This is a genomic window from Kitasatospora sp. NPDC059327, assembly GCF_042752535.1.
Classification (GTDB): domain Bacteria; phylum Actinomycetota; class Actinomycetes; order Streptomycetales; family Streptomycetaceae; genus Kitasatospora.
In genome coordinates this window covers 68,774-89,653 of record NZ_JBHYYB010000011.1, presented here as the reverse complement: position 1 = coordinate 89,653, position 20,880 = coordinate 68,774, and the positions used below count along the sequence as shown (strand labels likewise).

General features: G+C 75.0%; 10 protein-coding genes. All 10 read right to left on the bottom strand.

The genetic code is table 11. From position 1 onward, the window contains the following. Positions 1-154 precede the first annotated feature (154 nt). Positions 155-1,108 (bottom strand): ROK family protein, encoded by a 954-nt coding sequence (locus tag ACFXHB_RS09750; RefSeq protein ID WP_380573357.1) that lies wholly within the window; start codon positions 1,106-1,108, stop codon positions 155-157. Positions 1,109-1,136: 28 nt separating this feature from the next. Next, positions 1,137-1,832: an HAD-IA family hydrolase gene (locus tag ACFXHB_RS09745; RefSeq protein ID WP_380573356.1), complete on the bottom strand. Its 696-nt coding sequence runs from the start codon at positions 1,830-1,832 to the stop codon at positions 1,137-1,139. Beyond that, positions 1,829-2,932, bottom strand: a complete 1,104-nt coding sequence (locus ACFXHB_RS09740; protein WP_380573355.1) for a Gfo/Idh/MocA family protein — start codon at positions 2,930-2,932, stop codon at positions 1,829-1,831. Before ACFXHB_RS09740 ends, ACFXHB_RS09745 begins: the two co-directional genes overlap by 4 nt. Continuing rightward, positions 2,929-4,089: a 3-amino-5-hydroxybenzoate synthase gene (gene rifK / locus ACFXHB_RS09735; protein WP_380573354.1), complete on the bottom strand. Its 1,161-nt coding sequence runs from the start codon at positions 4,087-4,089 to the stop codon at positions 2,929-2,931. The genes ACFXHB_RS09740 and rifK overlap by 4 nt, the downstream gene beginning before the upstream one ends. A 203-nt stretch (positions 4,090-4,292) precedes the next feature. Beyond that, positions 4,293-5,159, bottom strand: a complete 867-nt coding sequence (locus ACFXHB_RS09730; RefSeq protein WP_380573352.1) for a shikimate dehydrogenase family protein — start codon at positions 5,157-5,159, stop codon at positions 4,293-4,295. Further along, on the bottom strand, positions 5,156-6,592 hold the full coding sequence (locus ACFXHB_RS09725; protein WP_380573351.1) for a 3-deoxy-7-phosphoheptulonate synthase: 1,437 nt from the start codon (positions 6,590-6,592) through the stop codon (positions 5,156-5,158). Before ACFXHB_RS09725 ends, ACFXHB_RS09730 begins: the two co-directional genes overlap by 4 nt. Continuing rightward, positions 6,589-7,710, bottom strand: coding sequence for a 3-dehydroquinate synthase family protein (locus ACFXHB_RS09720; RefSeq protein ID WP_380573350.1), 1,122 nt, complete (start codon positions 7,708-7,710; stop codon positions 6,589-6,591). The genes ACFXHB_RS09725 and ACFXHB_RS09720 overlap by 4 nt, the downstream gene beginning before the upstream one ends. A 183-nt stretch (positions 7,711-7,893) precedes the next feature. Then, positions 7,894-9,237, bottom strand: coding sequence for an NAD(P)/FAD-dependent oxidoreductase (locus tag ACFXHB_RS09715; protein WP_380573349.1), 1,344 nt, complete (start codon positions 9,235-9,237; stop codon positions 7,894-7,896). A gap of 54 nt (positions 9,238-9,291) precedes the next feature. Then, the gene (locus ACFXHB_RS09710; RefSeq protein ID WP_380573348.1) at positions 9,292-10,071 is read right to left on the bottom strand and encodes an arylamine N-acetyltransferase; all 780 of its coding nucleotides are present in this window, start codon (positions 10,069-10,071) and stop codon (positions 9,292-9,294) included. 145 nt (positions 10,072-10,216) lie between these two features. Then, the gene (locus tag ACFXHB_RS09705) at positions 10,217-20,854 is read right to left on the bottom strand and encodes a type I polyketide synthase (protein ID WP_380573347.1); all 10,638 of its coding nucleotides are present in this window, start codon (positions 20,852-20,854) and stop codon (positions 10,217-10,219) included. Positions 20,855-20,880: the final 26 nt, after the last annotated feature.

Genomic DNA, 20,880 nt, shown 5'->3' with positions numbered 1-20,880 from the left:
GGGCGGGCCGTGGGACCGGTCGTGGCCGTGGCGTCAGGCGCGGCCGTGCCGTCGGGCGCGGCCGTGTGGCGTGGCCGTGGTGTCGGGCGTGACCGTGCTGCCGTCGCGGCGGTGCCGGACGGGCCGTCAGCGGCCGGACACCGTCCCGCCGGCCCTACTGCCGGCGCGCGAGCAGCACGGCGCCGCGCAGCGAGGAGAGGCCGCCCAGGCGGGCCGCGGCGAGCGGCAGCGGGGGCAGACCCGGCCGGGCGAACCCGGCGAGGTGGTCGGCCACCCGGTCGAGCAGTTCGGGGACACCGGCCGCGAAGCCGCCGCCGAGGACGGCGAGCCGGGGGTGGAGCAGTTCGGTGACGCCGGTGGCGGCGGCGGCCAGGGCGTAGCCGGTCCGGTCGAGCGCCGTGACGGCCCAGCTCTGCCCGTCGCGCAGCCCGGCCCGCAGCTCGTCGAAGCTGACGGGCGCGCCGCGCAGCAGCGCCGCGCGCCCGAGGGTGGCGGGCCCGGAGGCGGTCGCCTGGAGGCACCCCCGGCGACCGCAGACACAGGTGGGACCGTCGAGTTGGACGACCAGGTGGCCGAGCTCGAAGGAGCCCCGGTCCGGCCCGGGGCAGAGCCGGCCGCCGAGCACGAGGCCACCGCCGATGCCGGTGCCGACACCCAGGTAGAGCAGGTCCGCGCAGTCCGCCGCCTCGGCCTCGGCGAGGGCCGCCAGGTCGCCGTCGTCCGCCCAGGCGACGGCCGCCCCGGGGAAGAGCGCGCGCAGCGCCGGGCCCAGCGGCAGGCCGGTCCACTCCGACCGGCTGGGCCAGGCGGTGACCCGCTCGTCCGGGCCGACGGTGGCGGGCATCGCGACGCCGACGGCCCGGAACGGCTCTCCCGTCCGGGCCGTCAGCGCGCCCACGCACTCGGCGAGTCGGGCCAGGTCGTGCTCGGCGCCGCGGCGCGGGCCCCAGGCGAAGGCGGTCTCCTCGGCCGGGCCGGTCGCCGACTCCGTCCGGAGGGCGACCTTGGTCCCGCCGATGTCGATGCCGAGGTAGCGGGGCGCGCCGTCGGCGCGCCCCGCGGCGGGCTGCCCGGTGCCGTGGCCCGGTCCGACGTCGCGGGTCCGCATGGTGTGTGCCGCCTCCGGTGCGGGGGGGTCAGCGCCCGGTCAGGGCCGGGCAGAGGGCGAGCAGCTCGGCCGGGCGGCGCAGCACCACGTCGGGGCCGGCCGCGAGCAGCTCCGCCTCGTCGGGCCCGGCCCAGAGGGCGGCGGCCGAGGCGACGCCGGCGCCGCGGGCGCTGGCCAGGTCGGTCGGCGCGTCACCGATCATGATGGCCTGCTCGGCGGGCACGTCCAGGAGTTCCAGCGCGCGCAGCACGATGTCGGGGGCGGGCTTGGGCCGGGCCACCTCGTCGGAGCCGATCACATGGTCGAAGTACGGGAGCAGGCCCAGGCCGTCGAGCAGCGAGCGGGCCCGGTCACCGGCCTTGCCGGTGGCGATGGCCAGCCGCAGCCCCCGGTCGCGGAGCTCCTGGAGCAGCTCGCGGACGCCGTCGAAGACCTGCACCTGGTGCGCGAGCCGGTAGCTCTCGCGAACGAAGGGCGCCTCCATCTCCAGCGGCAGCCCCATGATCCGCATGATGTCGGGGAAGTAGCGGCCCTGGTGGCGCTGGTACTCCTCGAACGGCGCCGGGCCGTCCCCGACCACCTCGGCGTAGGCGATGGCGAAGGCCTGGCCCATCACCGCGAAACTGTCGACGATGACCCCGTCCAGGTCGAAGACGACCGCCTGCCGGGGCTGTGCTGCTCTGTCCGTGGTCGTGGCGGACCCGGGTGCCGATGTGGCGGTCATGAGGTCCTCACCTCCTCGTGGGTGGTCGCCGGGCGGGCGGATCGCGCCCGGCCGGCGACGCGGGCCGACTCGTAGAAACTCTCGATGAGCTGGACCGTGCCACGCGCCTGCGCGATGGCCCGGCCGCGGTTGGCGGGGTCGGCCAGCAGCGCCGCGAGGCCGTCCAGTTGACGCCGGTACTCGGCCCCGATCGGCTCGGCGGGCACCGGGATGCGACGGGTGGTGCCCTCCTGCGTCAGGGTCAGGACGGGCTCCGGCTGCCGGTTGGGGCTGAAGCCGAAGGTGCAGCGCAGCTCCGCGCTGCCGGCACTGCCCTCGACCAGGATCCGCGAGACGTCCAGCGCCTCGTGCGAGGCCCAACTGGCCCGCAGCGCGACGGAGATGCCGTCCTCGCGGATCAGGAAGCCGCGGGCGGTGTCCTCCACGTCGCCCGCGAGCGCGTCGGCCGGCCGGTCCTGGCGCCAGGCGGCGGACCACGCACCGACGTTGACGAAGTCGTCGGAGGTCGAGCCGACCACCTGGGCGAACTCGGCCGGGCCGACCAGGGAGGCCAGCGCGTCCAGCAGGTGCCAGCCGAGGTCGACCAGCACGCCGCCGCCGGACTTGCTGCGCTGGGTGAACCAGCCGCCGGCCTTCGGCACGCCGCGCGCCCGCACCCAGGCCAGGTCGACATGCCGTACCCGCCCCAGCTCGGGGACGAGCGTGGCCAGTTCACGGACATCGGCGCGGTGCCGGGCGGCGCTGCCGGCCAGCAGCATGCCGCCGCCGCGCTCGGCCCGCGCCAGGGTGTCGGCCTCGGCGCCGGTCAGGCAGACCGGCTTCTCCAGGAAGACCGAGAGGCCGCGCCGCAGCAGCGCCGCGGCCACCTCGGCGTGCAGGTGGTTGGGCACCGCGACGACCGCGACGTCGACGTCGCGGCTGTCGAGGGCGTCCACCGCCGCGTGGGCGGGGATGCCCGTCGCCTCGCCGACCGCCGCCCGCAGCGCCGGGTCGGGGTCGACGACGGCGACGACGTCGAAGTCCTCGTGTGTCCTGAGCCGCGAGAGCCAGAGCTCCCGACCGGCCCAGCCGAGCCCGACGACAGCGGTGCGAAGCCTCACAGGGCTGCCACTGCGTCGGCGATGATCCCGGCCGTGGTGTGCAGGGCGTCCTCCGAGGCGAGCAGGACGCGGTGGTGCAGCCAGACGCAGTCCGCGCTGATGGCCTCGGTGTTGGGGCAGCGCTCGGCGACCGCCTCCGGGCTCTCGTCGGGGGCGGCGGTCTCCCAGAACGCGTCGGTGCGGTAGATCGCGCGGAACGCGGCGAAGGCCGGCAGGCCGGCGTCGACCAGGCGGTCCACCAGCTCGTTGCGGCCCTCCTCGGAGATGCCGGGGACGCGGAACATCGCCATGTAGTGCGAGTTGCGGTCGGCCCTCGGGTCGGTGCCCTGGGGGACGATGCCGTCGATCGCGCCGAGCAGGCCGGACAGCAGGTTCCAGCGCCGCTCGCGCAGCTCCGTCTGGGCGTCCAGGCGGCGCAGCTGGGCGCGGAGCACGGACGCCGAGAACTCGTTGAGCCGCATGTTGGTGCCGGCGATCTGGTGGAAGTACCGGCGGTCGGTGCGCGGCCGGCCGCAGCTGTGGCGCAGGAAGGCGGCCTCGTACAGCTCCGACTCGGGGAACAGCAGGGCGCCGCCCTCGCCGGCGGTCATCAGCTTGCCGTTCTGGAAGCTGAAGGCGGACACCGAGCCGAGCTCGCCGACCCGCTTGCCCTGCCAGCGCGCGCCGTGGGCGTGTGCGGCGTCCTGGAGCAGCGGCACCCCGGTGTCCTCGGAGAGCTTGCCCAGGGCGTCCATGTCGGCGATGAGCCCGGCCATGTGGACGGGCATGATCACCCGGGTCCGCGGGGTGACGGCGGCGGCCGCGGCGGCCACGTCGATGTTGTAGGTGACGGGGTCGACGTCGACGGGGACGGCGACCGCGCCGAGCCGCTGGGCGGCCTGGGAGGAGGAGATGAAGGTGAAGCCCGGCACGATGACCTCGGTACCGGGACCGGCCCCCAGACACTGCAGCGCCAGCTCCAGGGCGTGCGTGCCGTTGGTGACCGCCAGGGCGTGCGGCGAACCGTGGTAGTCGGCGAACTCGCGCTCGAAGGAGTTCACCTCGTCCCCGCCCATGCGCCACCACTGGCCCTGCTCCAGAGCGCGTATCAGGCCGCTCCGCTCGTCGTCGTCGTACTGCGGCCAGGAGGGGAATTCCGGTGCCGGTCGCGCGTTCATGTCTCTCCAAATCTCCGCTGCGAACTGGTCTCCGCTTTTGGACTGCCGGGCGGATTGAGCGGGCGGGGCGCGTGGCCGACGGAAAGCGGAACAATGGCCCCTGGGATTTCACGCAAGGTATTGCGGCCTCACAGTAGGCGCCATCCTCGGCGCCCCACATCCCTCGGTCTGGTAGTCGTCGGCCCCGACCTGCTGATCACCGGTCAGCGCAGTCCGAAGAATGCGCGGTACTCGTCCACTTGACCGTTCAGCATGTGGATTCCGTGATGGACGTCGAACCCCAGGGCGGCCGCCTGCCGCAGCAGTGGCGTCTCCCTCGGTTTCATGATGATGTCCGCCACCACGCCGCCGGGCGCGAGGGCGTCCGGGCGGAACGGCAACGGGTCGCCGGAGCGCAGGCCCAGCGGGCTGGCGTTCACCGCGATGTCGCTGTCGTGCAAGGGCGGTTCGGCCGCGGCCCGGACCCGGCCGGGCCAGTGCTCGGCCAGCCGGGCCACCAGCGCGGCCAGCCGGGGCCCGTCCGGGTCGGTGACGGCGAGCCGCTCGGCGCCGGCCGCGAGCACGGCGGCGGCGATGGCGCTGCCCGCCCCGCCGGCGCCGGCCAGTGCGACCCGGCGGCCGCGGACGTCGTGGCCGGCCAGGGCCAGGCCCGCGACGAAGCCGGAGCCGTCGAAGTTCTCCGCGAGCCAGCCGCCGTCCGGTTCGCGGCGCAGGACGTTGGCGGTGCCGGTGATCTCCACGGTGCGGCTGCGCCGGTCGGCGAGGCCGGCGGCGGCGGCCTTGTGCGGCACGGTGACGAACAGGCCGTCCAGGTTGCCGATGTGCTGCAGACCGCGGACCACCGTCGCCAGGTCGCCGGGCCGGGCGTGCACCGGGACGAGCACCGCGTCGATGCCCAGCCGCGCGAACAGCGGGTTCAGCAGGCCGGGCGACTGGACCTGGGCGACCGGGTCGCCGAGTACCGCGTACAGGCGGGTGGCACCGCTGACGGGCACGCCCTGCGGCGTGTCGGCGGACGGCGGCGTGTCGGCGGACGGCGGGGCCGGGGTGCGCCGCGGGGTGTCGGTCATCGGAGCCTCTCGGGGCCGGGCGCGATGCCCGACGGGAACAGGTCGGCGAACGACTCGGCGACGGTGAAGGCGACTTCCATCGACTGCTCGGCGTTGAGGCGCGGGTCGCAGGCGGTCCGGTAGCGGGCGGGCAGATCGTGCTCGGCGATCCCCCGGGCCCCGCCGAGGCACTCGGTGACGTCCTCGCCGGTCGCCTCCAGGTGGAGGCCGCCGGGGTGGGTGCCGAGCGCCCGGTGCACGTCGAGGAAGCCGGCGATCTCCGCGACGACGTGGTCGACGTGGCGGGTCTTGTACCCGTTGTCCGCCGTGCGGGTGTTGCCGTGCATCGGGTCGCACTGCCAGACCACCTGGTGACCGGAGGCGGTGACCTTCTCGACGATCGGCGGGAGCGCCTCGCGCACCCGCGCGTGTCCCATCCGGCTGATCAGCGTCAGCCGGCCGGGCGTGCCGTGCGGGTCGAGCCGGCGCACGTACTCGACCGCCTGCTCGGGTGTGGTCCCCGGGCCGATCTTCACCCCGATCGGGTTGGCCAGCAGCTCCGCGAAGGCGATGTGGGCGTCCTGCGGCCCGCGGGTCCGCTCCCCGATCCAGAGGAAGTGCGCCAGTCCGCTGGAGAACAGCGGCTCCGGTCCGTCCTCGGCCACCTGGAGCACGGCACTCTCGTAGTCCAGCAGCAGGGCCTCGTGGCTGACGTAGATCTCGCTCTGCCGCGCCGTCCGCCCGCGGGCCCCGAGGGCCGACATGAGGCGCAGGCCGCGGCCGATCTCCTCGACCGCCGGCGCGTACCGGGCGCCTGCGGGCGAGTTCCGGACGAAGCGGAGGTTCTCGGCGTGCAGCGCGTGCGGGTCGCCCAGGTCCTCGCGGCACAGCCGGCGGGCGGTGGCCATCGTGCGGGCGGCCTCGGTGTGGGCCCGCAGCATCCGCTCCGGGTCCGGCGTACGGGCGGCGAGGGTGGGTTCGACGCCGTTGACGATGTCGCCGCGGTAGACCGGCAGGCCCTGGGCGTCGACCTGCTGGGAGCGCGGCTTGGCGTACTGGCCGGCGGCCCGGGCGACCGGCACCACCGGCAGCCCGGTGGCGTGGGTGAACACCAGGGCCATCCGCTTCAGCAGGCCCAGGTTGGCGCGCAGGTGCGGCTCGGTGTTGTCGGCGAAGGTCTCCGCGCAGTCCCCGCTCTGGAGCAGGAACGCCTCGCCCCGGGCGACGGCCGCGAGCCGTTCGGACAGCAGCGCGGTCTCGGCGGGCGTCACGATCGGGGCGGCGGCGCGCAGCCGGGCGAGCACCTCCCGGGCCCGGTCCTCGTCCGGCCAGCGGGGCTGCTGCGCCGCGGGGCGGGCCAGTGCGGCGGCGAGGCGGTCGGCCGGCGACCGGCGCACCGGGGGGCCGGTCCGCTCCGGGGCCCGGCCGGCGGGCGGCTGTGGTGAGTGCCTCATGTCACCGGTGCTCCCGTTCCGGCGGATCCGTCGCGGTCGTGCCCGTCGCCGCCCCGCCCGTCGCCGCCCCGCCCGTCGCCGTCCTGCCCGATCAGGCGGGCGAGCGGCTGCCGCTCCATCCGCGCCAGGGCCTCCTCGACGGCCCACTCGGGCACGTCGTGGACCAGTGCCGCGCCCCCGGGACCGTCCAGGACGAAGGCCAGCCCGCTCAGGGCCTTCTTGTCCCGGCGCATCAGCCGGACCAGGTCGGCCGGGTCCACGCCCTCGGGCAGCGCGCCCGGCAGGCCGTAGGAGGCGACGACCTCCCGGTGCTCGTCCACCCGGGCCGGGTCGATCCGGTCCAGCACGCCGGCGAGCAGGCCCGCGAAGACGGTGCCGACGGCGACCGCCTCACCGTGGCGCAGCGCGAAGTCGGTGGCCACCTCCAGGGCGTGGCCCAGGGTGTGGCCGTAGTTGAGCAGGTGCCGCGGCCCGGTGTCGCGCTCGTCGGCCGAGACGATGCCGGCCTTGAGGGTCACGCTGGCCGCGATCCGGTCCGCCAGCCCGAGGGGACGCAGGTCACCGGCGCCGATGAAGTGGCAGCGGGCGATCTCGCCCAGCCCGTTGAGCAGTTCGCGGCGCGGCAGCGTCGACAGGTAGTCGGTGTCGCAGAGCACCGCGGCGGGCTGCCAGTAGGCGCCCACCAGGTTCTTGCCGGACGGCAGGTTGACCGCCGTCTTGCCGCCGACGCTGGCGTCCACCTGGGCGAGCAGCGTGGTCGGCAGGTGCACGACGGGTACGCCGCGGTGGTAGAGCGCCGCCGCCAGGCCGACCACGTCGGTGGTGGTGCCGCCGCCGCAGGAGACCACGGCGTCGGACCGGGTGAGACCGAACCGCACGAACTCCGCGCAGAGCGCCTCGACGGTGGCCAGGTTCTTGTCCGGCTCACCGTCCCGGGCGGGCAGCAGCAGGGTCTCGACGCCGGTCTCGGGGACCCACTCCGCGGGCCGCGCCGACACCACCGCCACCCGCCGGGCGCCCAGGCCGCGGATCACCTCGGCCAAGGAGGAGCGCACTCCGGGGCCGATGAGCACGTCGTACGAACGGTCGCCGATGCGCACCGGAACTTGTTCTCTCACGCCGCTTCAACCTGTTCTGTAGACCTGGCACGCCGACTGTTCGGTGGTGCGCGCCCGCTCGGCGGCGCGCGTGCTGCTCGGTACCGCTCCTGCTGTCCGTTGGTGTGCGCGCCCGGGGCCGCGCCCGGGGCCCCGGCGGCGGTCGGCCGCCGGGATCCCGGGCGTGCGGGAGCGTGCCGGCCGCTACTGGCCGGTGGTCACCCGCAGGATCCGGGCCTCGGCCCGCTCCTTGCGGTCGTGCTCGTCCAGCTGCGGGTAGGACGGGCAGCCGAAGACCCGCTGGAACGGCGCGAAGGTGTCCCACTCCGGCCGACGGCGCATCTCCTGCGCCACCGCGTTGTGCTCGCTCCAGAAGTCGCCGCCGATCAGGCGGATCAGGTAGCGCTCCAGCGCGTCGCGCGAGGTGGTCCGGCCGGCGTCGGCGGCCACCGAGACCAGCTCGCCGTCGTAGAAGGCGTGGATGAGCCGGATGTAGGTGTCGTACCCGGTCTTGAAGTAGTTCGAGTACTCGTCGATCAGCGCGTCGGCGTCGGCCGGGGCCTTCAGCGCCGCGTCGATCGTCTCGGCGGCGCGGGTGGCGGTGGCCGTCGCGACGAGCACCCCGCCGGAGAACATCGGGTCGCCGAAGCAGCCCGCGTCGCCGACCATGACCCAGCCGGGGCCGGTGACGGTGTCCGCGTGGTAGCAGTAGTCCGTCTCGATCTTGAGGTCCATGCTGGGGCGGGTGCCGGTCAGTCGCGCGGTGATCCGCGGCACCCGGTTCAGGTGCTCGTCGAACGCCGCCTCCGGCGTGGTCGCGCGGAACACGTCGCGCGGCATCACGGTGCCGACGCTGATGACCTCCTTGGAGATCGGGATCGCCCACACCCAGCCGTCGTTGTGCGCGCCGACCTGGATGTCGCCCTCGGCGCCGAGGTTGTGCTTCTCGTCGAGGCCCTCGTAGTGCCGGAACACCCCGACCATCCGGAGCTTCTCCAGCGTCTTGCGGAGCCCGAACTTGTTGGCGATGCGGCCGGACCGGCCGCTGGCGTCGATCACGTAGGACGCCCGGACCTCGTGCTCCTCGCCGTCCTTCTCGTAGCTGACGCCGACCATCCGGTCGCCCTCCATCAGCAGGTCCTTGACGCCGGCGCCGAGGTGGACCTCCGCACCGGCCTTGCCCGCCTCCTCGACGAGCATCGCGTCGAACCGGGCGCGCTCGACCTGGAAGGCGCGGTCGAAGCGCCCCTCGCCCTGCTTGCTGAAGTCCGCGCGGAAGACCCCGGAGAAGAACTTCTTCTCCGTCGGGTCGATGAATTCGCCACCGAACTTCGGGACGTAGCCCCTGGTCTCCAGCGCCTCCCGCAGACCGATCCGGTCGAAAAGGCCCATCATGTAGGGCAGCAGGGACTCGCCTATGTGAAAGCGCGGAAACTCGTCGCGCTCCAGGAGCACCACGGAATGGCCCTGCTTCGCCAGGACAAAGGCGCTGACCGCGCCGGCCGGGCCACCGCCGATGACAACCACATCAGCCGACTTCTTCGCCATTGGTTTTCCTTCCAGAATGTGTCGTACATCGTCTGCGGATGGTGCTGCTGCGCGTCAGGGGAGTTCCCCGGACACGATCGTGCCGACGAGCACCCGGTGCTCGCCGTCGTCGACGACGGTGCGGACCCGCTCCCGGCCGTCCCGGACCGTCAGATGGCGCCGGCCCTTCAGGACGGCCTGGCCGTCCTCGAACGCCCGGCCGTAGAGCACGCCCTGCATGTCCCCCTCCGGGGGCGGGGCCGGGTTCTCCCGGGCGCGGTCCTCCAGCTCCTTCCAGTCGCTCCACCGGCGGGGCAGCAGCTTGAAGGTGTAGACGACGCTCCAGCGGGTCACCCGCCCCCGGCGCTGCAGCGCGAAGTCGCCGTCGCCCTTGTCCACCAGCCGGTACTGGCAGCCGAACTGGGTCTGCACCGCGTCGGTGACCAGCAGCGGTTCGAGGTAGGAGGGCCCCGGGTAGCCGACGTCGACCAGCCACTCCTCGCCGTCCAGCGTCACCCGGACGAACATGTGCTCGATCTCGGTACCGAAGTTCTCCCTGCCCTCGGCGGTACTGGCCGCCATCAGGGAGACCTGGTAGCCCAGGACGCCGAGCAGCCGGAAGAACAGCCGGTTCAGCTGGAAGCAGGTGCCGCCCCGCCCCTGGACGACGGCCGTCTCGAACACGGCGTCCTCGTCGAGATCGACGAGGTTGACGCCGTCGGTGAAGTCCTGGGCGGCGATGTTGTACGGGATCGCCATCAGATGCCGCTTGTGCAGCGTCCGCAGCGTCTCGATGTCCACGCCCGTCCGCCCGGCGCAACCGATGCGCCGGAGGTAGGCGTCCGCGTCGAACATGTCGTCATCTCCTCTCGTGTTCGCGGGCCGGCTCGGGGCCGGTCCGGTGTCCCGGCTCGGGGCCGGTCGGGGGCCGGACCCGGTCCGGCTCGGGGCCGCGCGGGCCCCCTGGGCCGGGCCGCGTCGGCGGCCCGGCCGGAACGGCTCAGACCGAGATCGCCGCGACGCCCCCCGCCCCCTCGCCGAACATGCGCTCTTGCATGTGCGCGACAATCCTCCCCGGCGTCGGGTGATCGAAAACAAGGCCGGCCGAGAGCTTCGCCCCCATCAGTTCGCCCAGCCGGTTGCGCAGTTCGAGCGCGGTCAGCGAGTCGAAGCCGATCTCGAACAGGCCCTGGTCCACGTCGATGTGGTGCGACGCGCTGTAGCCGAGGACCACCGCCACCTGGGCGCGGACCACGTCCAGCAGGAGCGTCGTCCGCTCCGCGCCGGGCAGTCCGGCCAGTCGCTCGGCCAGCCGGCGGCGCTCGTCACCGGAGACGGCCGCCCGGGCCGACTGCCGGCTCGCCCGCACCAGCCCGCGCAGCAGCGGTGGCGCCTCGCGCCCGGCCGCGGCGTCGGCGCGCAGGGCCCGCAGGTCCAGCTTGGCCGGCACCAGCAGCGCCCGGTCGGCGCGCAGCGCGGTGTCGAACAGCTCCATGCCCTCGGCCGGCGTCATCCCCAGCAGACCGCCGCGCCGGTTCAGCCGGCTGCGGGTGAGGTCGTCGGTGTTGGCCGCCATGCCCGAGTCCTGCTCCCACAGGCCCCAGGCCAGCGAGAGCGCCGGCAGCCCGGCCGCCCGGCGCCGGGCCATCAGCCCGTCCATGAACGCGTTCGCCGCCGCGTAGGCGCCCGTGCCCGCGCCCAGGAACACCGCCGAGACCGAGGAGTAGACCACGAACGCGTCCAACTCCGGTGCCAGCTTGCGGGTCAGCTCGTCCAGGTGCTGCGTCGCGGTCACCTTCGCGCCGAACACCCGCTCCAGCCGCTCCCGGTCGACCTCCCCGATCACCCCCGCGTCGAACAGACCCGCGGCGTGCAGGACGGCGGTCAGCCGGCGCCCGTCGCGCTGGACGGTGGCCAGCAGCTCGGCCACCGCGTCCCGGTCGGTCACGTCACAGGCCGGCACCGTCACCGACTCGGCGCCCAGCTCGACCAGCTCGGCCACCAACTCCCGCGCGCCCTCGGCCTCCAGACCACGCCGGCTGGTCAGCACCAGCTGCCGGACCCCGTGCCGGGTGACCAGGTGCCGCGCCAGCACCGCGCCCAGCGAACCCGTCCCACCGGTGATCAGCACCGTCCCCGCCGGATCCAGGACCGGCTCCGCGCGGTCGGCGGCGACGGCCCGGGCCAGCCGGGGCACGTACAGGGCCGAACCGCGCACCGCGACCTGCGGCTCGCCGACGGCCAGCACCCGGCCGAGCACCGACCCGGGCAGCGACTCGACGTCCACCGGGTCGGCCGCGTCGGTGTCCAGCAGCACGATCCGGTCCGGGTTCTCCGCCTGCGCGGCCCGGACCAGGCCCCAGACGGCGGCGCCGGCCGGGTCCACCACCGTGGCGTCGCCGCCGGCCGGCACCGCGCCCCTGGTCACCACCACCAGCCGGGTGTCCTCCAGCCCGGTACCGGCCAGCCAGGTCTGGACGACCTCCAGCACGCGGTCCGTCACCTCCAGCGGGCTGTCAGCGTCGCCGCCGGTGACCGCTTCCAGGAGCGCCGTCGCCGGGACCGCCGCCCCGGACAGCGCGTCCTCCGCGAGCGTCGCGACCTCCTCGGCGGTGGACAGCCGCAGCCAGGACGGCGCCCCGGCGGGCTCGGCCGGCCGCACCTCCGTCCAGTCCACCGCGAACAGCGAGTCGCCGCCCGTACGCCCGGCCGCCGCGCCCAACTGCTCGGCGGACACCGGACGGAACACCAGCGAGTCCGCCGTCAGCACCGGGCCGCCGGCCTCGTCGACCGCCTCCAGCGAGAGCGCGTCCGGTGCCGGCTGGGCGACCCGCACCCGCAGCGACGAGGCGCCCGCGGCGTGCAGGGCCAGCCCGTTCCAGGCGAACGGCAGCATCGTGCGCCCGTCGCCCGCGCTCAGGAACGCCTTGGCGTGCAGCGCCGCGTCCAGCAGCGCCGGGTGGATGCCGTACCCGGCGGCGCCGGCCCGGTCCTCCTCCGGCAGCGCGATCTCGGCGAAGACCTCGTCGCCGCGCCGCCAGGCCGCCCGCAGGCCGCGGAACACCGGCCCGTAGACGTAGTCGTGCTCCAGCAGACCGGCGTAGAACTCCTCGGGGGAGATCTCCACCCGCTCCGCGCCGGGCGGCGGCCAGGCGGTGAAGTCGAACCCGGAGCCGGCCGGCCGCGCCGCGGCCGTGAGCACCCCGGTGGCGTGCCGGGTCCACGGCTCGCCGACGCTCTCCTCGCGGGTCGAGTAGACGGCCACCGGACGGGCGCCGTTCTCGTCCGGGCCGCCGACGGTGACCTGCACCCGGACGCCGCCCTGGGCGGGCAGGATCAGCGGGGCCTCGATCACCAGCTCGTCCAGCGTGCCGCAGCCGACCTCGTCACCGGCCCGCACCGCCAGCTCCACCAGACCGGTGCCGGGCAGCAGGACCACGTCACCGACGGCGTGGTCGGCCAGCCACGGGTGGGTGCGCAGCGACAGCCGCGAGGTGCACAGCACCCCGCCCGTCTCGGGAACCTCCACCACCGCGCCCAGCAGCGGATGGTCCACCCCCGCCAGGCCCAGCGAGGTCGCGTCGGTGGCGGCCCTGGCCATCTGCAGCCAGTAGTGCTGGTGGTCGAAGGCGTAGGTCGGCAGCTCCACCCCGGCGCCCTCGGCGCCGGCGGGCAACACCCCGGTCCAGTCCACGGCCACGCCCCGGACGAAGAGTTCGGCCATCGAGGCCAGCAGCCGGCGCGGGCCGCCCTCGTCGCGGCGCAGCGAGCCGACCACCAGGGCCTCGGCCCCGGTCTGTTCCGCCACCTCGGTGATCGGCTGGGCCAGCACCGGGTGGGTACTGGCCTCCACGAAGACGGTGTGCCCCTCGCTCAGCAGCGTGGCCACGGCCGGCCCGAACCGCACCTGGCCGCGCAGGTTCCGGTACACGTAGCCGCCGTCGATGACACCGGCCTCGCGGACCCACTCACCGGTCACCGTCGAGAAGAACGGGACCAGCGGCGCCCGGCCGCGGATGTCCGCGAACGCCTCCGCCAGGGTCTGCTCCAGCGCCTCGGCGTGCCGGGTGTGGGAGGCGAAGTCCACCGCGACCCGGCGCACCCGGACCCCGTCGGCGGTCATCGCCTCGACGGCCTCGTCCAGCACGTCGAGGTCACCGGCGACGACGACCGACGAGGGGCCGTTGACCACCGCGACCTCCAGCCGGCCCGACCAGCGCTCCAGCCGGGCCGCCGCCTCCGCCTCGGGGAGGGCCACCGAGGCCATGCCGCCGAGGCCGGCCAGCTGACCGGCGATCACCTGGCTGCGCACCGCCACGATCCGGGCGGCGTCCTCCAGGGACAGCGCGCCCGCCACGCAGGCGGCCGCGATCTCGCCCTGCGAGTGGCCCAGGACCGCGTCCGGCACCACGCCCACCGACGCCCAGACGGACGCCAGCCCGAGCATCACGGCGAAGCTCGCCGGCTGCACCACATCGCCCCGGTCCAGGACCTCGGCGGGGGCCTCACCGCGCAGCACCTCCTCCAGCGACCAGTCCACCCACGGCTCCAGGGCCCGGGCGCACTCCGCGACGCGCTCGGCGAACACCGGCGAGGAGTCGAGCAGTTCACGGCCCATGCCGACCCACTGCGCCCCCTGGCCGGGGAACACCAGCACCGTCCGGCCCGCCGCGGCCGAGGAGCCGGCGCTGCCGGTCACCACCGCCGGGTCGCTCCCGCCGGCCGCCAGCGCGGCCAGCCCGTCCAGTGCCTCCCGCGAGGAGCCGGCCACCAGCACGGCGCGCTCCGGGAGCAACGCCCGCCGGGAGACCAGCGCACCGGCCAGCGCCGCCGTGTCGACCGCCCCCGCGAGGGCCGTCAGCCGCTCGGCCTGGCCCGCCAGCGACACGGCGCTCCTCGCCGAGAGCACCAGGGGCACCACCGTGTCGGGAGCGGCCTCCGCCGGGGCCGGCGCCGGCTCCTCCGGCGGGGCCTGCTCCAGGATCACGTGCGCGTTCGTCCCGCTCAGCCCGAAGGAGGAGACCCCGGCCCGGCGCGGCCGGTCCGTCTCCGGCCACTGCCGCGCCTCGGTCAGCAGCTCGACGGCGCCCGCCGTCCAGTCCACCTGCGAGGACGGCGCGTCCACGTGCAGGGTCGCCGGCATCACGCCGTGCCGCAGCGCCTGCACCATCTTGATCACACCCGACACACCGGCCGCCGCCTGGGCGTGGCCGATGTTGGACTTCAGCGAACCCAGCCAGAGCGGCCGCCGCGGGTCGCGGCCGCGCCCGTAGGTGGCCAGCAGGGCCTGCGCCTCGATCGGGTCGCCCAGCACCGTCCCGGTTCCGTGTCCCTCCACCAGGTCGACATCGGCGGTCGACAGACCGGCCGCCGCGAGGGCCTTGCGGATCACCCGCTGCTGCGAGGGACCGTTCGGCGCGGTCAGACCGTTGGAGGCGCCGTCCTGGTTCACCGCGCTGCCGCGCACCACCGCCAGCACCCGGTGGCCGTTGCGCCGGGCCTCGGACAGCCGCTCCAGCACCACCACACCCGCGCCCTCGGCCCAGCCGGTGCCGTCCGCCGCGTCCGCGTAGGACTTGCACCGGCCGTCCGTCGCCAGCGCCTTCTGCCGCGAGAACTCCATGAACATGCTCGGGCTGGACATCACCGTCGAGCCGCCGGCCAGCGCCAGCGAGCACTCGCCCTGCCGCAGCGCCTGCGCGGCCAGGTGGATCGCCACCAGCGACGAGGAACAGGCGGTGTCCACCGTGACCGCCGGGCCCTCGAAGCCGAACACGTAGGACACCCGGCCCGAGGCCACGCTCGCCCCGGCGCCGGTCAGGGCGAACCCGCCCAGCTCGGCCGGCACCGTGCCGCCGGCGTAGTAGTCGACGCCCATGATGCCGTTGAACACCCCGACGTCGGTGCCCTTCAGCGCCCCCGGGTCGATGCCGGCCCGCTCCATGGCCTCCCACGAGGTCTCCAGCAGCAGGCGCTGCTGCGGGTCCATCGCGAGTGCCTCGCGCGGCGAGATCCCGAAGAAGGCCGGGTCGAACAGGGGTGCCTCGTGCAGGAACCCGCCCTGGCTGACGTAGGAGGTGCCCTCGCTCTCCGGGTCGGCGTCGAACAGCTCGTCCAGGCCCCAGCCGCGGTCGGAGGGGAACAGCGACACGCCGTCCCGCCCCTCGGCCACCAGCTGCCACAGGTCCTCCGGGGTGGCCACCCCGCCGGGCAGCCGGCAGGCCATCCCGACGATCGCCACCGGATCGTCCGGGTCGTGCACCGCCGTCGCCGGCACGACCGGGCCCGCCGGGGCCACCGTGCCGTCGAACTCGCCGTCCAGGAAGCGGGCCAGGGCGAGCGGGGTCGGGTAGTCGAAGACCGCCGTGGCAGGCAGGCCGAGACCGGTCGCCTCGCGCAGCCGGTTGCGCAGCTCGACGGAGGTCAGCGAGTCGAACCCGGCGTCCTTGAAGGCCCGTTCGGCGGCGACGTGCGCCGCACCCGCGTGGCCGAGCACCGAGGCGACGTGCGTACGGACCAGCTCCAGCAGCAGCGCCTCGCGCTCGGCCGCCGCCAGCCCGGCCAGCCGGCCGGCCAGCCCGCCGGCGCCGCCGCCGAGCGCGGTGGAACGCGCCGTCTGCCGCCCCGGGCGGACCAGCCCCTGCAGCAGGGTCGGCACCCCGGCACCGGCCGCGGCGGCCGTGCGCAGGGCCCGCAGATCGAGCTTGACCGGCACCAGCAGCGCCTCGGCGCTGTGCAGCGCGGTGTCGAACAGCGTCATGCCCTCCGCCGCCGTCAGCGGCTGTGCGCCGCCGCGCCGGTTCATCCGGCTCCTGGACAGCTCGTCCAGGTCGGCGCCCATCCCGTCGTTCTGCTCCCACGGGCCCCAGGCCAGTGAGAGCGCCGGCAGGCCGTCCGCCCGGCGCCGGGCCATCAGCCCGTCCATGAACGCGTTCGCGGCGGCGTAGCTGCCGGTGCCCGCGCCCAGGAAGACCGCCGAGACCGACGAGTAGGTGATGAACGCGTCCAGATCGGGGGCGAGTTCGCGGGTCAGCTCGTCCAGGTGCCGGGTCGCGGTCACCTTGGGCGCGAACACCCGCGCCAGCCGCTCCGGGTCGACCTCGCCGATCACACCACCGTCGAAGACCCCCGCCGCGTGGACCACGGCGGTCAGCCGGTGCCCGTCGCGCCGGACGGTGGTCAGCAGCTCGGCCACCGCGTCCCGGTCGGTCACGTCACAGGCCGGCACCGTCACCGACTCGGCGCCCAGCTCGACCAGCTCGGCCACCAACTCCCGGGCGCCCTCGGCCTCCAGGCCGCGCCGGCTGGTCAGCACCAGCTGCCGGACACCGTGGTCGGTGACCAGGTGCCGGGCCAGCACCGCGCCCAGCGAACCCGTCCCACCGGTGATCAGCACCGTCCCCGCCGGATCCAGGACCGGCTCCGGCCCCCGGACGACGGCCGCCCGGGCCAGCCGCGGCCCGTACAGCGCCGCACCGCGCACCGCGACCTGCGGCTCGCCGAGCGCGAGCACCTCGGCGAGCACCGCCCCGGGGCCGCCCTCGGGATCGCTGTCGGGATCGGTGTCGGGATCGGTGTCGAGCAGGATGATCCGGTCGGGGTTCTCCGCCTGGGCCGCGCGGAGCAGGCCCCAGAGGGCGGCGGCGGCCGGGTCGGTCACCGCGGCGTCACCACCGGCGGCCACCGCGCCCCGGGTGGCCACGACCAGCCGGGCGTCCTCCGGGCCCGGTCCGGCCAGCCAGGCCTGGACCACGGCCAGCACCCGCCGGGTCAGGGCGAGCGGGGAGTCGTCGGCGCCCTCCGTGCCGGCCGCCAGCAGCACGGCCGTCGGCGCCGCACCGGCGTCCGTCCCGTCGAACACGGCCGCGAGATCCGCCGGGGTGGCGATCCGGGCCCACTCCGGGGCCGCTCCGGCCGAGTCGCCGGGAAGGGCTGCCAGTTCCGTCCACTCCACCCGGAACAGCGCGTCGGTGCCCGGCGCCCCGGCCGCCGCCTCCAACTGCTCGGCGGAGACGGCCCGGGAGACCAGCGAGTCCAGCGTCAGGACGAGGCCACCGGCGTCGTCGACCGCCTCCAGCGACAACGCGTCCGGCGCCGGCCGGGCCACCCGTACGCGCACCGAGGAGGCGCCCGCCGCGTGCAGCACCAGGCCGTTCCAGGCGAACGGCAGCCGCACCACCGGCTCTTCGTCCGGCGCGGCCCCGTCCAACTCGGCCGCCGCGTCCAGCATGCTGGAGTGCAGGGCGGCGTCGAGCAGGCCGGGGTGGATGCCGAACCGGGCCCCCTGCTCGCGCAGTTCGTCCGGCAGGGCGACCTCGGCGAAGATCTCCTCGCCGCGCCGCCAGACCGTGCGCACGCACTGGAACGACCGGCCGTAGGCGTAACCCGCCCGGTCGAGCAGGTCGTAGCCGCCGGTGATGTCCACCGGCCGAGCGCCGGGCGGGGGCCAGGCGGTGAAGTCGAACGTCGGCGCGGTGGCACCGGCCGTGGTCGGCAGCAGCGTGCCGGTGGCGTGCCGGGTCCACGCGTCCGCGGCGTCCTCGCGGGAGGAGTGGACCTCCACCGTCCGGGCGCCGCGCTCGTCGGGGCCGCCGACGGCCACCTGGACGCGCAGACCGCCCTGCTGGGGCACCACCAGCGGTGCCTCGATGACCAGTTCGTCCAGCACGCCGCAGCCGACCTCGTCACCGGCCCGCACCGCCAGCTCCACCAGCCCGGTGCCGGGGACCAGGACCACTCCCCCGACGGCGTGGTCGGCCAGCCAGGTGTGCGTCCGCAGGGAGAGCCGGGAGGTGAACACCAGCCCGTCGGAATGCGGGAGTTGGACCACGGCGCCGAGCAGCGGGTGATCCGCCGCGCCCTGGCCGAGTGAGGCCGCGTCGGTGATCCGGGTGGCGGGGAGCCAGTAGTGCTCGTGGTCGAAGGCGTAGGTGGGCAGGTCCAGATGGGCGGTCGTGAGTCCGGCGGGCAGGGTCTTGGCCCAGTCCACCTCGGCGCCCCGGACGAAGAGTTCGGCCACCGAGGCGAGCAGGGTGTGCGCCTCGGGGCGGCCGTCGCGCAGCGCGGCCACCGACACGGCACGGCCGTCGACCGTCTCGTCCACCACGCCGCTCAGCGCGGCGCCCGGGCCCAGCTCGACGAAGACCGCGTCATCGAGCCCGGCCGCCGTGGCGATCCCGTCGGCGAACCGGACCGGCTTCCTGACGTGGTCCACCCAGTAGGCCGGGTCGGCCAGTTCAGCCGCCCCGGCCACCTGGCCGGTCACGTTGGACACGATCGGGAACCGCGCCTCGCCCCAGCTCACCCCGGCCAGCACCGTGGCGAACTCCGCCAGCATCGGCTCCATCAACGCCGAGTGGAAGGCGTGCGAGACCGTCAGCCGCTTGACCTTGCGGCCCTGCGCCTTCAGACTCTCGGCCGCCTTCAGCACGGCCGCCTCCTCACCGGAGAGCACCACCGACGACGGACCGTTCACCGCCGCCAAGTCCACCCCGCCACCCAGGAACTCGGCGACCTCGGCCTCCGTCGCCGCGACCGCCACCATCGCACCGCCCGACGGCAACGCCTGCATCAACCGACCCCGCGCCGCCACCACCGCCGCCGCGTCCTCCAGCGACAACACACCCGCCACATGCGCGGCCGTGATCTCACCGATCGAATGACCCAACACCGCATCCGGCCGAACACCCCACGACTCCACCAGCCGGAACAACGCCGTCTCCACCGCGAACAGACCCGCCTGGGTGAACACCGTCTGATCGAGCGAACCCGCCGTCCCGTCCACGACGTCCTTGACCGCGTGCTCCACCCGGCCCGCCAAGTGCGCGTCCAACGCCGCACACGCCGCGTCGAAGGCCTCCGCGAACACCGGGTACCGCGCCGCCAACTCCCGGCCCATCCCCACCCGCTGGGAACCCTGACCCGGGAAGACGAGCACCGTGCGAACCGAACCGCCCGACGGCGACGCGCTGCCGGTCGCCCCGGCGGGCACGGACTCACCGCGGGCCAACGCGGCCAGCCCGGCCAGCGCCTCCTCCCGCGAACCGGCCACCAGGACCGCGCGCTCGGCCAGGACCGCACGCTGGGCGATCAGCGCACCCGCCACCGCGACCGACGAGCCCGCCCCGGAAGGGTCGGCGCCCTCGACGAAGGCGGCCAGCCGGCCGGCCTGACCGGCCAGCGCGGCGGTCGAGGCGGCCGACAGCACCAGCGGGACCACGCCGTCGGGCACGACCGTCGGCGCCGTCTCCTCCTCGGGGGCCTGCTCCAGGATCAGGTGCGCGTTGGTGCCGCTGACACCGAAGCCGGACACACCGGCCCGGCGGGGGCGGCCAGTCTCCGGCCACGCCCGCGCCTCGGTCAGCAGCTCCACCGCTCCGGCGGACCAGTCCACCTGAGAGGACGGCGCGTCCACGTGCAGGGTGGGCGGCATCACGCCGTGCCGCAGGGCCTGCACCATCTTGATGACGCCCGACACGCCGGCGGCGGCCTGGGTGTGGCCGATGTTCGACTTCAGCGACCCGAGCCGCAACGGCCGGTCGGCGGGCCGGTCCTGGCCGTAGGTCGCCAGCAGCGCCTGCGCCTCGATCGGGTCGCCCAGTACCGTCCCGGTTCCGTGTCCCTCCACCAGGTCGACATCGGCGGTGGTCAGGCCCGCGTTGGCCAGGGCCTTGCGGATCACCCGCTGCTGCGAGGGACCGTTCGGCGCGGTCAGCCCGTTGGACGCGCCGTCCTGGTTCACCGCGCTGCCGCGCACCACCGCCAGGACGTGATGCCCCTTGCGGCGCGCCTCGGAGAGCCGCTCCAGCACCACCACACCCGCGCCCTCGGCCCAGCCGGTGCCGTCCGCCGCGTCCGCGTACGCCTTGCACCGGCCGTCGGCGGCCAGACCGCGCTGCCGCGAGAAGTCGATGAAGAGACCGGGCGTCGCCATCACGGTCGCACCGCCGGCCAGCGCCATCGAGCACTCGCCCCGGCGCAGCGCCTGGGCTGCCAGGTGGATCGCCACCAGCGAGGACGAGCAGGCGGTGTCGAGCGTGACGGCCGGGCCCTCGAAGCCGAACACGTACGAGATCCGGCCGGACGCCACGCTGGCGGCCGCTCCCGTCCCGGTGAAGCCCTCCAGCTCGGGCGGCACGCTCCCGCCGGCGAAGTAGTCGACGCCCATGATGCCGTTGAACACCCCGACGTCGCTGCCCTTCAGCGTGGCCGGGTCGATGCCGGCCCGCTCCAGGGCCTCCCACGAGGTCTCCAGCAGCAGCCGCTGCTGCGGGTCCATCGCGAGCGCCTCACGCGGCGAGATCCCGAAGAAACCCCCGTCGAAGAAGCCGGCCCGGTGCAGGAAGCCGCCCTGGTCCACATAGGAGGTGCCGCGGTTCTCCGGGTCCTCGTCGAACAGGCCGTCCAGGTCCCAGCCCCGGTCGGTGGGGAAGCCCGAGACGCCGTCCCGACCCTCGCTGACCAGGTTCCAGAGCCCCTCGGGGCTGTCGACACCGCCGGGCAGTCGGCACGCCATACCCACGATCGCCACCGGCTCGCTGGAGGCGCTGACGAGTTGCCGGTTCCGCTTCTTCAGCGAGCCGACCTCTTCGAGCGACTTCCGCAGCGCCTCGACAAGCTTCTCGTATGAAGTACTCACTTCACTGCCCCCATCACGTTGTACCG

What these genes read in the sequence shown, in the direction of transcription:
- ACFXHB_RS09745 (WP_380573356.1), bottom strand. Translation starts at nt 1,832, where the DNA reads ATGACCGCCACATCGGCACCCGGGTCCGCCACGACCACGGACAGAGCA.
- rifK (WP_380573354.1), bottom strand. Translation starts at nt 4,089, where the DNA reads ATGAACGCGCGACCGGCACCGGAATTCCCCTCCTGGCCGCAGTACGAC.
- ACFXHB_RS09730 (WP_380573352.1), bottom strand. Translation starts at nt 5,159, where the DNA reads ATGACCGACACCCCGCGGCGCACCCCGGCCCCGCCGTCCGCCGACACG.
- ACFXHB_RS09725 (WP_380573351.1), bottom strand. Translation starts at nt 6,592, where the DNA reads ATGAGGCACTCACCACAGCCGCCCGCCGGCCGGGCCCCGGAGCGGACC.
- ACFXHB_RS09710 (WP_380573348.1), bottom strand. Translation starts at nt 10,071, where the DNA reads ATGTTCGACGCGGACGCCTACCTCCGGCGCATCGGTTGCGCCGGGCGG.
- ACFXHB_RS09715 (WP_380573349.1), bottom strand. Translation starts at nt 9,237, where the DNA reads ATGGCGAAGAAGTCGGCTGATGTGGTTGTCATCGGCGGTGGCCCGGCC.
- ACFXHB_RS09750 (WP_380573357.1), bottom strand. Translation starts at nt 1,108, where the DNA reads ATGCGGACCCGCGACGTCGGACCGGGCCACGGCACCGGGCAGCCCGCC.